Genomic DNA, 14,608 nt, shown 5'->3' on the forward strand with positions numbered 1-14,608 from the left:
GAAAAAATGATTTCATTTTCTAAAGTTTTAAGTTTAGGGGAAAATATATTTCTTTCAACTGGGAAAATAACTAGAGGCTTCAGTTCAGAGTTTTTCACGGTATTGATTCGGACTAACCCCAACAAGTCTTTTAAAGATTTTTCTAAAATAATACGATCAACCATATTTGTGAATGTATTATCCATTTTATATTTATAAAATAAGAATATAATAAGAATTGTACAGTAAATCATTTCTCCATATTCGGCCGGATAGGATGGAATCAGATGAATCAAGATTTTATGAATCGCTTTATACCGAAGATCAATGCTATTCTGCTTCGCGATGAAAACTTTTGGCAGGGAAATGACTATCAAGCGGTTCGAACGGCTACACAGGTGTGTAACATGGGTTTTATTTTAAGTGGAAGCGGTACGCTCGAAATTAGAGATATGGTCTATCCCTTACAGAAGGGTTGTTTCTATCAGCTGTCACCAATTGGGAGTTCCATCCGAATGACGTCTTCTCTTGAGGCGCCGCTTGTTTATCTTGCCATTCATTTCGATTATCGTCTGATGCAATGGGAGGGTATGGAGCTTAGCATACAGGAGGCTAAAACAGGTTTGCCACTTCCTCATGTGACAGAGCTGGCCTCAGCATCAGATGCTGAAGCGAGGTTTCGCAAGCTTTACCACATGTGGACTGAAAAGCAGGCTGGCTATGAATGGCGATCGCGGATAGCCTTGACAGAGCTGCTGTCGGACATTGAAGGGATGCAAGGCCAACAGCATTTGCCGGATACGAAGTCAGATGAGCTGATGAAGTCAGCCATGATGTATGTAAATAAGCAATTCCACAACCCGATGAGCAGGGATGCGATGGCGAAGCAATGTGCCATGTCTGTGAGCTATTTTTCTGTCCTATTCAAAAAATACACAGGCTACAGTTATGTGCAATATATTCATAAAGTAAGGTTAGATCGAGCCAAAGTCCTTCTCCGCAGCAGCTATGCGCCTATTTCAGAGATTGCTAGAGAAATTGGTTACGAAGATCCTCTTTATTTCTCCAAAATGTTTATGCGTGAGGTCGGGCTATCCCCTAGAGAATATCGGAAAGAGTAAAGGAGCGTGGTGAATTTGTCCCATCATCGTAAAACTAGACATTACCCACTACTGATATGTGGAACAAGCTTCGCAGGTATCGGCGCTGGAGTCGCAATTGGAAAAGATGCCTTCCTTGTTGAAAGATCCTCCAGTGTAGGGCATGAGTTTATAGGAGCTATCCATCCTGGTGTGGCGCGGGATAAGCTCCCAAACTCCACATTTGCCAGGGAGCTGCAGGAAGAAATGTTGGATAGAAATTTACTAGGGGAGGACGGCACCATTCACTTGCCTGGTGTCCACCCTGTCCTATGTAAACACATCCACGATCAAGCCTTGCACGTCCAATTTATGACCGAAATATTGGCTGTTGAAAGGTTGCCCCAAGGTGGGTTTGAGGTGGAGATCTTTCACTCTGGAGGCCTTGAAACCATTCACGTCAACGAAATCCTAGATACAACTTCGACTCGGCTATCTACACCACAAAACTTATATACTTCTACAGACAAAAAGAGCTTAAATGCGTATCTTCATCATGCAGAGAACGATGCGCATACCCCAGAACCATTTCATGAGGAGATGTCGATCGTACATGGCCGATTTCCAACTGAAATTATCGTAAAGCTCACATTGGATGCTGAAATCGAGTGGCCTGAAGCTCGCAAAATGCTCCATGATCTCTGGGCATCTCGACCGAAAGAATGGTCGAGTTACACGCTTGCTGCGGTTGCCGACCAATTCGAGATGAAGGTTCCCGCAGGACCATTTGAATTGGAAAAAGGCTGGAACTGGCTGCCATCCATTGGATTCGAAAATCCGCTTGAAGCTCTAGATCAAGGATATATGTTTCTCATAAACAAGGAGGAATTGACCCATGCTGCTATCCAGAAAGGTTAATGGTGTGTTGACACAAGTACCTCCCGCGGAAGATTCTTTTTTTGAGACATACGATGTCATTGTTGTTGGTCTCGGAACTGCAGGAGCTGCAGCGGTGATTAGTGCGGCTAGGAAGGGACTCAAGGTTTTAGGCATCGAGAGGCTTACTTGTATGGGAGGAACAGGTACAGCTGGTGGCGTGCTTGGTTACTATTTCGGCTCAAGAGGCGGTGAGATGGAGAGTCTAGACACGAAAGTGGCAGCTATGGAAAAGCTCGCGTATACCCCGTCTTCAGGAGTAAACGGCGAAGTGAAGAAGCTTCTTCTGGAGCAAGCTGCTCTGGAGGCTGGGGCAACATTGAGCTATGATAGCACACTTACAGGTGTGTGGGCAGAGGGTTCAGTTGTCCGAGGCATACAATGGATATCTCCTCGAGGTATTTTGAATGCGACAGCTTCCTTTGTGATTGATGCTACCGGTGAAGGTGATGTCTGCCGTATGCTCTCTTGCGAATTTAGGGGTGGGCGTGAGTTTGATGGCCAGGCGCAGCCATTTTCCAATGTGCTAATCAAGCTGGAAAATGGGCGAATACACTTTGTTTATACAGATTCGGGATACGTTGTTCCACATGATCCTCAAAGTATGTCACAGGCCATCGTTTCTTCTGCGATACTGTCTACTCATCTGCAGGCTCAATATGGTGAGGAACAGCGGATTTTAAAGGTGGCTCCACTGCTCGGTGTTCGTGAAGGACAATTCATTGTTGGTGAAGAGAATGTGACATTCGATAAATTTATGCGGGAAGATTATGATGATAAGCCTATATTCTTCGCCTATTCCAATGCAGATAATCATAGTAAGGATGTTGCTTTTGAAAGTGAACTTCAGCAGGATTGGACGGTAGCCAGCAGCTTATGGGGCTATAATTTCACTGTGCCCGTGCCGCTGGGTGCGCTCATTCCCAAAGGATTCGGAGGACTTATGGTTGCTGGGCGCTGTCTTGCAGTTGACCATGACATGGCCTCTTGTATCCGAATGAAGCGGGATATGCAGAAGTCCGGGGAAGCGGCCGCTAACGCAGTCTATCTAGCTATTAAACATAATGTATCGGTACGGGACGTGCCCTATTCGGAGCTTGCCGAATTACTTATGGATACGGGTTGTCTGAAACGAGATGAGAGGGTTGCTTTCAAAGAAACACTTTCTCATGCCGATGAAACAAACCCTCTGGTGAAATGGTTAACAGCGGAGGACGACATCAAGGCGGGATTGGCGAGTGACAAGCCTGGCGTTGCCATCTGGTCAGCTAAGAGACTAGGAGATCACGTAAAGAACAAACTCATAGCATGGGTAAAACAGGACACAGATCATCAGCTGCAACGTCATAGCGCGCTGTCCCTTGGCTTAATCGGGGATCACCATGCTGCTCCGCTTTTGCGACAGATGGTCGTAGAAAGGGACCCCTATGTGCCGAAGACGAGCCGTAAATACAATCAAGCTCGCGGCTATGCAGCCATTTATCTATTAGGAAAGATGCGAGATAAGGAGATTCTTCCCCAATTGATACAGATTCTTGAAGAACGTGGTGAAAATTTAAGATTTATGGATGCCAATCGAGAGTTTATCTCGGATGAAACAGAACTATATTTCCAGTATGCTTCGTATTCACTTGTTGCCATGACGAAGATTGGTCAAGCACATCCTGAAACCCGATCACTCATTTATGAGGTGTTTAATCGATTTATTTCACGATTAGATGGTTCATTAATTATTTCATTTAAAGGCAGTTCAGCGATCAAATTTATCATGGATACCAAAGTACGAGAATGGATACGTCAAGCCTTCATTCAATGGGGCTGCGCGGTGTAGAGAAAGAAGATATGGCATCTTGATTTAATAGCTTAAGATAAAGACAGAGAATCAGATTGAGATCAGATATTCTGTCTTTATTTAAGTTTTTTCACTTTGAGTACGGAACTAACTTGATCAGTCTTGGCTACCTGGGCGGCGTTCATATATTTTGATCTTCCATAGTTGTTTTCCCGTAGATACGATATTGATTCGGGCTCATGCCCACAATTTTCTTGAAAATTTTGTTGAAATTCCGATAGTTTTCAATACCCACCTGATAAGAAACCTCAAAAGTCCTCATGTCGGTAGTGAGTAGCAGTTGTTTTGCTTTCTGGATCCGAATATGCATTAAGTACTGTGAGAAATTCTCTCCGACAACCTTCTTAAAGGTACGGCTGAAATAGGGAGCACTGTATCCAACGGACGCAGCCATCTCCTCCAACGAATACGACTGGCTCATATCGGCGTTCATTAGTTCAATCTTCTGCAACACAACCTGCTCCGCAGCAGAATGTACTGTCTTCTGATTTTGACTGGCGAATTCCAGCAACATGACGTCTACGATCTGCCTCATGGTTTGACACGTGCCTAGATGGTGGAGGAGTGTTTGCAATCTCAGAGATGAGCCTGCGGATTCGGATTGCGTAAGCTTTATGTTTAGAAGAACCTCGGTACAAATGCCTAATATGTCTTGTGGCCGCCACTGCTTCTGGCGAGCTTCCTCCGCCAAATGCTTCATCTCATTTGCTAACAGAGTGCTGCTGTACATAGCTTCCCTCAGAATCTTGCACCAGTCGGATTTCTGGTCTGTTGACATGAGTTCATGAGGGGACTCCGGCATTTGTGGATGCACGGTTATCTTATGAGGCTCATAGAAGAACAACAGATGTTCCTTCAGCAGCTGCTTCACAGCCTGCTCAGCCTCTATTAATGAGGTAACAGCTTGGTGGCAGTGTACAAAGCTGTTGATCTTCAAGTATCGGTTCAAGCTGTCTGAAATATCAGAAGCTAACTCCGGAACATGTTTCGTAAGTGCACATATACACAAGAAACGGGACACGTTGACCGCCACCACGTTAGCGTAGCCGTGTTGTTGGAGCAGCTCCTGTAGCACGTTCACCCCGGCGAATTCCCATAGCTTTTGTTCTGGCTCCTCCGCCTCCATAAACCGCAAGGACTTGCGGTCGAATTCAACCAAGAAGAGATATTGATGGGAATTGTCCATGGGGACACGGAGCGTCTGTGAGAGATAGGATTGCCATTCCTTCGCGGATTTTCGCATGGTGCTCAGTAACGAGTTACGATTAATGCTGATCTCATTGGTTCTAAGCTTTGTTTCCAGCTCGGCCTGCTTGCGCTGCTTCTCGGCATGATCGATAACACTCGGAACGAGGGAGATCAGGGTACGAATTAAAAGCCCTGTATCAGACAAGCAGTCATCTTTAAGCAAGTAGGAGGACGCGCCTAGGTGCACCGCCTGCTGGGCATAGTGGAAATCTTGATGACAGGTCAGAATAATGGTTTGCGGAAGCTCTTTCATCGTTTGCTTCATCTCATGAATTAAGTCCAAACCTGTCCAGACTGGCATGCTGATGTCTGTGACCACAAAGTCCGGCTTCAGGCTCTGAATAAGGGTATATCCTGCTTTGCCATTAGCCGCCTCGCCAATGACCTCAAATACGCCGTTTGATTCGTTGATTAACTGCTTGAATAGTTCACGAGCCAATTCTTCATCCTCGATAAGGACTACCCTATAGGACTTCGTCATCCCCTTGTTCCTCCTCATATGCGATCTCTTCTTCTGGTAATATGATCCGAATCACTGAACCGGTACCAGGGGTGCTATCAATTGTAAAAGAGGCCTCAGATCCAAATACCAACCGGACCCGGTCGGAAACATTTTTCAGCCCGATGTTGTCATCGTTTCCTTGCTGCTGCAGCAGGGCCTGAATCTCACTTAGTCTGGAATCGCTCATACCAGCTCCGTTGTCCGATATGGTCAAAATTATGCGTTGACTACCTTGCCAGTAAGCGGCAGATATGGTTATAATGCCTCCAGACAAATCCTCCTTAGCCAAAATTCCATGCTGGATGGCGTTTTCGATCAAGGGTTGGAGCATAAGCTTAGGCACCTTCATAGCTTGCAGCTTGGGCTCAATAACGCATTCAAGACGGAAGTTGTTGCGGTACCGGATCTGCATGGTCCGTACATACTTCTGGAGATAATCCAACTCCATCTGAAGGGGAACGGATTGTTCCATGTGCTCCATAGAGTAACGGAGCAAGGAGACCAGGCTGTTCATCATTTCACGGATTGTCGAATAATCCTTCATCATCGCCAGCATGTTGATGGAGTTTAAGCTATTGTATAGAAAATGAGGGTTAATCTGAGACTGCAGTGCGCGAATCTCCTGCTTGCGTTTGGCCTGTTCCGTTTCCTTCAGTTCGGTAATCAGGTCCTGCATGCGGGCAGCCATCGTATTTAGCAGCATGGCCAGATCGCCGATCTCATTGCGATTCTGAACGGGTAAGCGCCGGCTGAAATCCCCCAACTTGAAACCGTTGATATGCAGCTTAATTCTCTGCAATGGACGGTAAAGGTAATAACCGAAGAAGAAAATACTAAAGAGACCAATGGTTATTAGTAGGGTTAATGAGATAAATAAGGTACTGCGAATCGTTCTGCTGCTGCTCAGCAACTCGTCAGTAGGCACTTCGGATATGACTAGCCATGGGAATTGCCCAGCGGATTGCTGAATGGCTAAAATGTGATCTCCATTAAAGAAATACTCAGGTCTCCCATTTTCCTCCCATACTTGAATGATGCTCTTCATATGCTGTTTCCGGTCTATATAGGCTGGCTTGTTATCTTGTGAGGCTGCAACCACATTGCCATCCGGTGTTGTAATCCAAAACGTGGATTTCGGGCCGATCTGGATTTGCTGGATGAGTTTATTGAAGGTTTGGTTATGTACACTGATAATCAGCACTCCGCTCAACTCCTTTGTAGGGTCAGTGGGAATACGACGGAGAAAATAAGAGTGGTCCTTTAGGAGAACAGGATCCACCTGCAGCTTATCCACATTATCCAGGACAAAGGACTTCCCTTTTTCTATAAAATCAGTAACGATATTCCGGTAGCGGGAGTTGTCCAAGGAAGTGACAGCTTCATTAGTTGCTAAAAGAGAGCTATCCGTATGTCGATATAATACATACGCGTCCGCATCTCCGATAATGGGGAGTCCAGTATCAAAGGTAGCGAGAAGCTCTTTCATCTTCTCAATTCCGTCGAAGACGGATTTATAGGGGGACAGCGCGTTATTGATTGTAGGCATGACGGCATATTGAAAGCTTATCTGCTGCATGCGGTCGGTTATCACGTTAATACGTTCGGTTACTTGATTAACAACCTGATAATTGGCATGGTTGAGCTGGCGCTCGAATGTACGCTCAAACAATGAAATAGCAAGAAAAGACAGGGTGATGAGTGGTATGACCGATACCAGCAGCATAATAAGGATCATTTTGACATAGAAACTGGTCCTCAGGAAGGATAAGAAGGATCTTACTTTCAGTTCTTTCGCCTCCATTCGACGGGATGTGATAGTAATAGCACTATTATACTATCAGTTAGGTCATTTTGGATGCAATAAACAGGATAAAGCAAAAGAGGATACACATTGGTATGGAAAAGGCCTCTACTCTTGGACTCTGATTTTCTATAATAAGCTTGTATCCAAAAGATGAACATATTGGAGAGGGGATTGTGTACATGAAGAAAAGTTGGGGAACGATTCTAGTTGCGACTTTAATGACGACAGCTTTAATTAGCGGTTGTGGCAGTGATGTAGGGAAATCAGCGGTCAGCTCACCTGGAACCAGTGCATCTAAAGCTCCTGAGACGCCAACTTCCATTAAAGCCATGGCCATTCTTTTTGGTGATCCGCCGGCTACCCAGAATAACAAGGGTAAAGAAGATTTCGAGAAGCGCGGCAATGTAAAGCTGGATATCGAGTTTGTTCCCTCTGATGCTTACCCGGATAAACTCAATGTTGCAATCGCTTCCAATGCGAGCTACGACTTGATCTTATTCCCAGATGGGAAAAATGACCGCTTTGCGAATCTGGTCAAGCAGGGCGCCTTCTACGACTTAACTCCATATCTTAAGGGGAAGAAGAATCTGGAATTTACCCCTAAGGAGGTTTGGGCAGGGACCAGCATTCAGGGGAAGAACTATGGTGTTCCGCGTCCCCGCGGACTGTACGGTGGAGGAGAGGCTAGCGTCGTGATGCGGAAGGACTGGCTGGATGCGCTAGGTTTGCCAGTTCCGAAGACGCTGGATGAGTTTACTAAGGCCCTTAGAGCTTTCAAAGAGAAGGATCCGGCAGGCGGCGGTAAAACGATTCCTATGGTTGCTTACTCGGGAGCGCCTTCAACATGGGCAGGCGTATCGAACGCTATCTTTGGGAACACTTCGTCCGTATTTTATGCGTTTGGCGTGCCGAATATCTATCGTCTGGACAAAGGGAAGCCAGTATCTCAATCAGAATCTCCGGAATTTCGGAAATATGTTGACTGGCTGAGAATGGCTTATGGGGAGAAGCTGATTGACAAGGATGCTCCTGTACTAAAGTCCGGACAGGCCAAGGATAAATTCCTTGCAGGTGTTGCTGGAGCATGGAATGCCAATACACAAGCAATGGATGATGCGAATTACGATAAGCTGAGGAAGTCGGATCCGAAGGCCGAATTAGTCGTAATCCCTTACCTGGAGGGCCCCGATGGCAAGAAGGGCGTAGCGGTTACAACGGGCTACTATGGGCTCTGGGCGATTCCTTCCTCCGTTCCGAAAGATAAGGTGGAGAAGCTCGTTCAATTCATGGATTATTCGGCATCCGAGGAGAATTTTGCCTTTTATAAAGCCGGGATCATAGGCTATCATTCCTCAGAATTCAAAAATGGCGTTGCTGTACGCAATGAGGACCAGAAGAAACTATGGGCTAGCGAAAGACCGGATCAGTTTGTTCTGGTTAACCGTTATGATCCCTATATCTACGCCGGATCTACCAATCCGGACCTCCGGAAGAAGCAGATGGAAGCTTTAGATGCAATCACCAAGGTTGGTGTTGAGAATCCATTGCAGGGATATAACTCTCAGACTGGATCCAAAAATCCGGATATCGGCAAAAAGCTGGAGTCCGCGCTCGTTAAATATGTAGTTGGTGAGGGGAATTGGGATGAAGTCCAGAAGGAAGTGGACGCTGTTTCCAAGAACCCTCTGACCGAACAGGTTAAGAAGGAGCTCATGGACCAATACCAGGAAGATCATAAGAAGTAATCACAGGGCAGGGCATCAGCAAACCCGCTTCCTCTGAGGAAGCGGGTTTGCTGTGTACCTATGTCCGCTGATCTGAACATAAGGACAAGAAAGGATACAGATAGATCCTCTGCGGACATGGGGAAACAATTACAGACGCGATAGAATAGAAGTATAAGAAACCATTCTTCGACCTATCGAAAGGAGCAAACAACTATGAACACTGCGGTCAGGAGGACAAAATTCTCGAAATACCTGCCGTTTTATCTGCTTGCCGCACCAGGTATGATCTATTTTATCCTATTTCATTATGTACCGATCTGGGGAATTATTCTTGCTTTTCAGGACTACAGTCCTTATCTTGGGGTGTTCAAAAGTGAGTGGATTGGGTTTGAGAACTTTATTCACTTCTTCAATCTACCCGACTTCAAGGTACTCTTGAATAACACACTAATCCTAAGTTTATGCAGTATTGCTCTGTATTTTCCCTTCACGGTTCTGTTGTCTCTACTCTTAAATGAGCTTCGTTCCGTTCTGTTCAAGCGAATCGTCCAATCCGTGTTTTACCTCCCCCACTTCGTATCGTGGGTTATTATTGCGGGGATTACCTTAATCTTCTTTGGTCCCAGCGGAGTGATTACCCATTCTCTTGAGGAAATGATAGGCCGTACGGTTCCGTTTATGATGAGCGAAGCATGGTTCCGGCCGCTTATCATATTTCAATCCATTTGGCGGGATGCAGGCTGGGGCACCATCATTTTCCTGGCTGCACTGGCCGGTATTAACCCTGAGATATATGAAGCTGGGAAGATGGATGGAGCCGGGAGGCTTCGCAGTATGTGGCATATCACCTTGCCGGGCATCAAGAGCACCATCATCATACTCCTTCTTATTCGACTTGGACACGCCCTTGATTCCAATTTTCAGCAGGTGTTTTTGATGTCCAATAACTTGAATATCGGGGTATCGGATGTATTCGATCTCTATGTTTACCGGGTGGGCTTGCAGCAGGGGAGCTTCAGCTTCGGGGTTGCAGTCGGATTGTTCAAGTCGATCGTCAGTCTTGTGCTGGTGCTTGGCGCTAACCGCTTGGCAAAGTGGTTTGGTGAAGACGGTATATTCTAATGGAGGTGAAATCATGCAGTTAAAACGATACTTGTCTTTAAGTGAAATCCTTATCATAGCCTTTTTGCTTGCACTCACCAGTTTGGTTGTCCTTCCTTTTCTCTATATGTTCGCCGTATCTTTCAGTTCTCCATCCGAATCTATGGCGGGTAATTTTTATGTGTGGCCCCAGGTGTGGAACGATGATGCGTACCGTTACTTGTTCTCGTCTACACGTTTCGTTCTTGCCATCTGGAATACCGTTAAACTGACGGCCATGGGAACCGTCATAAACCTAATTCTCTCCGTTACCTTGTCCTATGCTTTGTCGAAGAAATTCCTTCCAGGCCGCAGGGGGATGATGATGTTGATCTTCTTCACGATGCTGTTCGGCGGTGGATTAATTCCGACGTACCTGCTGGTTAAATGGCTAGGACTTGTAAACAGTTTATGGGCGTTGATCTTACCTGGAGCGACCAATGCTTTTACGGTGATGGTTATGAAGACCTTTTTCCAGGGATTACCGGAAAGTCTGGATGAGGCAGCGAGAATCGACGGTGCAGGGGAGCTGAAAATCCTGCTGCATGTGGTTATTCCCTTGTCCATGCCGATTATAGCCACCTTTTCGTTGTTCTTCATGGTCAGTCATTGGAATGAATTTTTTGGAGCGATTATTTATCTCAACGATACGTCCAAGTGGCCTATTCAGCCTTTGCTGCGGCAGATGGTTCTTGTCGGCTCCTCCAATATTAGCGCGGAGGCTGCAATCGACGAGCAACTGGCAGCTACTTTGGGTGCGAATGTGAAGATGGCGGCGATCCTGATTGCCATGGCTCCGATTGTTGCCGTTTATCCGTTCCTGCAAAAATACTTTGCCAAGGGTGCGCTTGTCGGTTCTGTTAAGGAGTAGCAGACCTGACGTACCTATGAAAGGGGGTGATGTGGAAGTCCGCATATCGATTTAATCTTGTTGACCTGGATCATCAGTAAGTGAGATTGAAGGAAAAAAGAAATGATGAAGGAGATGAGTTGTTGATGAACCTTGTTACAATGAAAGCTTCACTTGTGAGAATGGTTAGTATCGTACTCGTAGCAGCTGTGTTGGGTATTGGAGTTGCTCCTGGAGGCGCAAGCGCTGCAGCTGGCACGGTGACTATCGATTACGCGAATACGGTGGCTACCGGACATCCTGAGGTATTTGGCGGCAATTCAAGTAAAGAAGATGCGGGCTATATGGATCAGATCAAGGATATCGGGTTTACCAACATCCGATTCGAAACGTATGTGCATGTGATGCTCGCTGGTACTAACTTGCAGGATTACAAGAATAATGTGGGCAATATCCAGGATCCCTCCACCTGGGATTGGACTCTTATGGATAGCAGGTTTGCCTGGGCGGATCATGGGCAAAAGATATTACTCTTGGTAACCAAAGCGCCCACCTGGTTAACCTGGAGCGGTACAGAGGTAGGTGTCCCTAAGGACTGGGCTGTGTATGAAGATATCGTTAAAAAGGTGATTCAGCGGTACAAGGATAAGATTACCTGGGTCGAAGTATGGAATGAGCCGGATAATTCGTCTGCTCTTAGCCTTACGGGCAGTCCCTATGATTTTGCTCATTTGAAAGACGCCTACAATGAAATTTTCTACCATGTGACCAATGCGGTTCGTGCGGCAGACCCATTGAAGACCATTAAAATTGGTGGTCCAGCACTGGCGAGTGGAACTACATGGCCAGATTTTATCAGCTATATCTTACAGGACACCCGAAACAAGGATAACATCGATTTTGCAAGCATGCATGTTTACAATGGGACTGGTAAAATCTCCACAGCAGTTACGAGCTGGAGGTACTGGGCTTCTCAGTACGGCAAGTCCAACTTCCCCGTCCATGTTACTGAATGGAACTATGATGCTGATCAAGCTGGTGCTACTGGTGGTGGGACACCAATCAACACCATGGGAGAAGAAACGATTTCCTATATTGGGTTAAAATTAAATGACATGTTCTCTGTAGGAACTGAAGGTGCACAGTTGTTCAAATCTAGTAAATACATTGCGAATTATCCATTCTGGTATTTTTATAAAGACGGTGTGTTTTCGCCCAAAGCAAAAACTTATCGCCTGATGTCCGACAAGATGGGACTAGGCAAAGGGGACAGCAATGTCAAATTCACATCCTCCTCCAATATCACAAGTGCTCAAGGGTATATCAATACCTATGGAGAGAAGCTCGGAGTGCTGGTTAATAGTGATGCCCTTGTGAACACGGCAACAGTTACAATGAACAATACTGGTCTCGAAAATGGAAGCGCTATACTAGAAATCTATGAGGCTTCAACTGCCAATGACGCAACCGTTTATCGAGAACGCAAACCTGTAACCGTTACCAATGGAACCATCACAACCGACATCAGCGTTCCTGCTAATTCTGTAGTAGGCTTTAAGGTGCAGCTGCAGGGGGATGATTTTGGAACTGGTACCTTAGGAGCAGCGCCTGGAAGCAACTGGACCACTTTGACGTCGGGTGGAACTGTAACTATTGCGAACCTTCCTAACACCAGCAACAAGGGTCTGAAACTGTCGGATACCAGCACAGCATCGAGAGTGGAAGCTACCACTTCCTTTACAGCTCAAGCGGGTACCGTTAACCTGAAATTCAGTGCCCAAGCCCCTAGCAGCGGAGGCGGCTTTAGTTTGAGCAACAGCTCTAGTATCCTTGCTGCTACGGTTGGATTCGATCCGGCAGCAGGACAAATCTATGCCTATGACGGCGCCACCAAGATCTATCTCATGGCTTATAACACGGGCACAACGTATCCATTCCGAATCGTCGTCCGGCCAACGGCAGGGACCTACGATCTGTACATTCATAATACCAAGTATGTGGCAGGAAAGCCGCTTCGCAATGCGGTTACTTCCGTTAGCAATGTGTGGATCAACACCGTAATAGCAGGTACTGGGGACATGTATGTAGACGATGTGGTCGTTTATTAGTTTTTAAAAATGAATTATAGCGATTAAGTCAATCAGTCGGGGACAAGGTGCGCCCCGGCTGATTGGTATGCTTACCGTTATCTCTCAGAGCAGCCGGTTGATCTGTCATACTGTTCAAGTTGAGAATTGCTCGCAAGAAATTATGCCTGCGTAGGTCTATAGCCTGTGAGACTAGTCCCATTGATTTCTCTGAAAAGGCGGCTGAAATAAACAGGCTCCATACACACCAGGGCAGCCACCTCCTGGATGAGCATCGAGGGGGCTGCTCCAGCAAAATGGCTGCTGTCTGCATACGGTATCTAAGCAAATATTGTGAAAAGGGGGAGCTGCATTACGAAAATCCGCGCAGCAAGCCGCTTGACGGAAAGGTGTACGTGATCGAAGTTTGCATCAAAAGCCAGTTTTTTTAAATGAAATCATGCGTGATTTACTTTTCGTACCTCTCCAGGGGAAGGATACCCGTGCTTACGAAAGACTTCGTACATATAGTAACGACTTGTGAAGCCACAACGAATAGCAATTTCCTCGATGGTTAGTTTCGTTTGTCGCAATGCCGTAATCGCCATTTCTAACCGACGTCTAATAATTAACTCTCCAAGCGAGCAGCCTGTTCGTTTCTGCAGAAGCCGATTGATCTGTCTTGGGGAGAGGAAGAGAAGGCAGGACACCTCCTCTGCAGTGATGGGGCGATGATATTCCTTCTGTATAAATTCCAATATACGATTGAGTCGCAGTACTTCCTCAGCCTCCATGAGTTTTCTCGCATTTCCGAAAATATCAACGGATTGTACGACATCGACCATGATATCTACAAGAATAGCTTGAATTCGAAGCTGCGAGCCCACACGAGGTACCTGAAGTTCAGTGAAGATACGCTCGAATTTGTGATCAATCCGATTTGTATCTTCGAAAGCGTAAGGGTAACAATGAGAAAGGTACTTCTTTAACGTTCGATATTCATCACTTTCCGCCGTATGATCGGACAGAGGAATAAGCTCCCAACGAAGACAATATTCACTCATTGGATTAGCTTCAACCACCTGCTGAGCATGTTCAATATAGGGACCAGTAATGTAGAATTGCCCCCCGCGCACATGGAGTTCTCGGCCTTCAATGGTAACAATCCCTTCACCGGCTGGAATCACGTGTAACTCATAGCAAGTATGAGAATGCTCGCCCACCCTCCAATCACGACTAGGAAACACTCTCGTTACGTTTAAGATGCGAACCATGAGATCACCAAAGCGGAATTCGTAGTTCTCGTTTTCATCAATGTAGATATGCTTTTTCAAGTTCACATTCACATCCTTTCTAACTATGTCCAAATATCTTACAAAAACGTCCGAAAAACGTATTTCACTTGGTTTATACCTATTATAAAGT

Annotated in this window: 10 protein-coding genes and 1 pseudogene; 7 read left to right on the forward strand and 4 right to left on the reverse strand. The window is 46.0% G+C overall.

Going from position 1 to position 14,608, the window contains the following annotated elements; all coding sequences use genetic code 11:
- Positions 1-84: 84 nt before the first annotated feature.
- Positions 85-153 (reverse strand): annotated as a pseudogene (locus MJB10_RS26685) (AraC family transcriptional regulator); the annotation flags it as partial.
- A 113-nt stretch (positions 154-266) separates the two neighbouring features.
- Here MJB10_RS26685 and MJB10_RS08230 point away from each other — a divergent pair.
- The 3 genes from MJB10_RS08230 to MJB10_RS08240 are packed head-to-tail and all read left to right on the forward strand — an operon-like array spanning position 267 to position 3,825.
- Positions 267-1,100, forward strand: a complete 834-nt coding sequence (locus MJB10_RS08230; RefSeq protein WP_314803347.1) for an AraC family transcriptional regulator — start codon at positions 267-269, stop codon at positions 1,098-1,100.
- Positions 1,101-1,115: 15 nt separating this feature from the next.
- Positions 1,116-1,976, forward strand: coding sequence for a hypothetical protein (locus MJB10_RS08235; protein WP_314803350.1), 861 nt, complete (start codon positions 1,116-1,118; stop codon positions 1,974-1,976).
- Positions 1,954-3,825 (forward strand): FAD-dependent oxidoreductase, encoded by a 1,872-nt coding sequence (locus MJB10_RS08240; RefSeq protein ID WP_314803352.1) that lies wholly within the window; start codon positions 1,954-1,956, stop codon positions 3,823-3,825. The genes MJB10_RS08235 and MJB10_RS08240 overlap by 23 nt, the downstream gene beginning before the upstream one ends.
- Positions 3,826-3,967: 142 nt before the next feature.
- Here the strand turns inward: MJB10_RS08240 and MJB10_RS08245 are convergent, their stop codons facing one another.
- Positions 3,968-5,575, reverse strand: a complete 1,608-nt coding sequence (locus tag MJB10_RS08245; protein WP_314803353.1) for a response regulator transcription factor — start codon at positions 5,573-5,575, stop codon at positions 3,968-3,970.
- Positions 5,559-7,397, reverse strand: coding sequence for a cache domain-containing sensor histidine kinase (locus MJB10_RS08250; RefSeq protein WP_314803355.1), 1,839 nt, complete (start codon positions 7,395-7,397; stop codon positions 5,559-5,561). Before MJB10_RS08250 ends, MJB10_RS08245 begins: the two co-directional genes overlap by 17 nt.
- A gap of 182 nt (positions 7,398-7,579) precedes the next feature.
- On the opposite strand from MJB10_RS08250, the gene MJB10_RS08255 reads away from it, so the two are divergent.
- The 4 genes from MJB10_RS08255 to MJB10_RS08270 all read left to right on the forward strand — a co-directional run bounded on the left by MJB10_RS08255 (position 7,580) and on the right by MJB10_RS08270 (position 13,225).
- Positions 7,580-9,145 carry an extracellular solute-binding protein gene (locus MJB10_RS08255; protein WP_314803358.1) on the forward strand — a complete coding sequence of 522 codons (1,566 nt, stop codon included), beginning with the start codon at positions 7,580-7,582 and terminating at the stop codon, positions 9,143-9,145.
- A 195-nt stretch (positions 9,146-9,340) separates the two neighbouring features.
- The gene (locus MJB10_RS08260; protein ID WP_314803361.1) at positions 9,341-10,249 is read left to right on the forward strand and encodes an ABC transporter permease; all 909 of its coding nucleotides are present in this window, start codon (positions 9,341-9,343) and stop codon (positions 10,247-10,249) included.
- A gap of 13 nt (positions 10,250-10,262) precedes the next feature.
- Complete coding sequence (locus tag MJB10_RS08265; RefSeq protein ID WP_314803365.1) at positions 10,263-11,138, forward strand: carbohydrate ABC transporter permease; 876 nt, start codon at positions 10,263-10,265, stop codon at positions 11,136-11,138.
- 125 nt (positions 11,139-11,263) lie between these two features.
- Positions 11,264-13,225 (forward strand): GH39 family glycosyl hydrolase, encoded by a 1,962-nt coding sequence (locus MJB10_RS08270; protein WP_314803366.1) that lies wholly within the window; start codon positions 11,264-11,266, stop codon positions 13,223-13,225.
- 416 nt (positions 13,226-13,641) lie between these two features.
- Here MJB10_RS08270 and MJB10_RS08275 read toward each other — a convergent pair whose 3' ends face one another.
- Positions 13,642-14,517: an AraC family transcriptional regulator gene (locus tag MJB10_RS08275; RefSeq protein WP_314803370.1), complete on the reverse strand. Its 876-nt coding sequence runs from the start codon at positions 14,515-14,517 to the stop codon at positions 13,642-13,644.
- Between the last annotated feature and the right edge of the window lie 91 nt (positions 14,518-14,608).

Source organism: Paenibacillus sp. MBLB1832 (assembly GCF_032271945.1).
Lineage (GTDB): Bacteria > Bacillota > Bacilli > Paenibacillales > NBRC-103111 > Paenibacillus_E > Paenibacillus_E roseopurpureus.

What these genes read in the sequence shown, in the direction of transcription:
- MJB10_RS08245 (WP_314803353.1), bottom strand. Translation starts at nt 5,575, where the DNA reads ATGACGAAGTCCTATAGGGTAGTCCTTATCGAGGATGAAGAATTGGCT.
- MJB10_RS08230 (WP_314803347.1), top strand. Translation starts at nt 267, where the DNA reads ATGAATCAAGATTTTATGAATCGCTTTATACCGAAGATCAATGCTATT.
- MJB10_RS08240 (WP_314803352.1), top strand. Translation starts at nt 1,954, where the DNA reads ATGCTGCTATCCAGAAAGGTTAATGGTGTGTTGACACAAGTACCTCCC.
- MJB10_RS08260 (WP_314803361.1), top strand. Translation starts at nt 9,341, where the DNA reads ATGAACACTGCGGTCAGGAGGACAAAATTCTCGAAATACCTGCCGTTT.
- MJB10_RS08255 (WP_314803358.1), top strand. Translation starts at nt 7,580, where the DNA reads ATGAAGAAAAGTTGGGGAACGATTCTAGTTGCGACTTTAATGACGACA.
- MJB10_RS08250 (WP_314803355.1), bottom strand. Translation starts at nt 7,397, where the DNA reads ATGGAGGCGAAAGAACTGAAAGTAAGATCCTTCTTATCCTTCCTGAGG.
- MJB10_RS08265 (WP_314803365.1), top strand. Translation starts at nt 10,263, where the DNA reads ATGCAGTTAAAACGATACTTGTCTTTAAGTGAAATCCTTATCATAGCC.
- MJB10_RS08270 (WP_314803366.1), top strand. Translation starts at nt 11,264, where the DNA reads ATGAACCTTGTTACAATGAAAGCTTCACTTGTGAGAATGGTTAGTATC.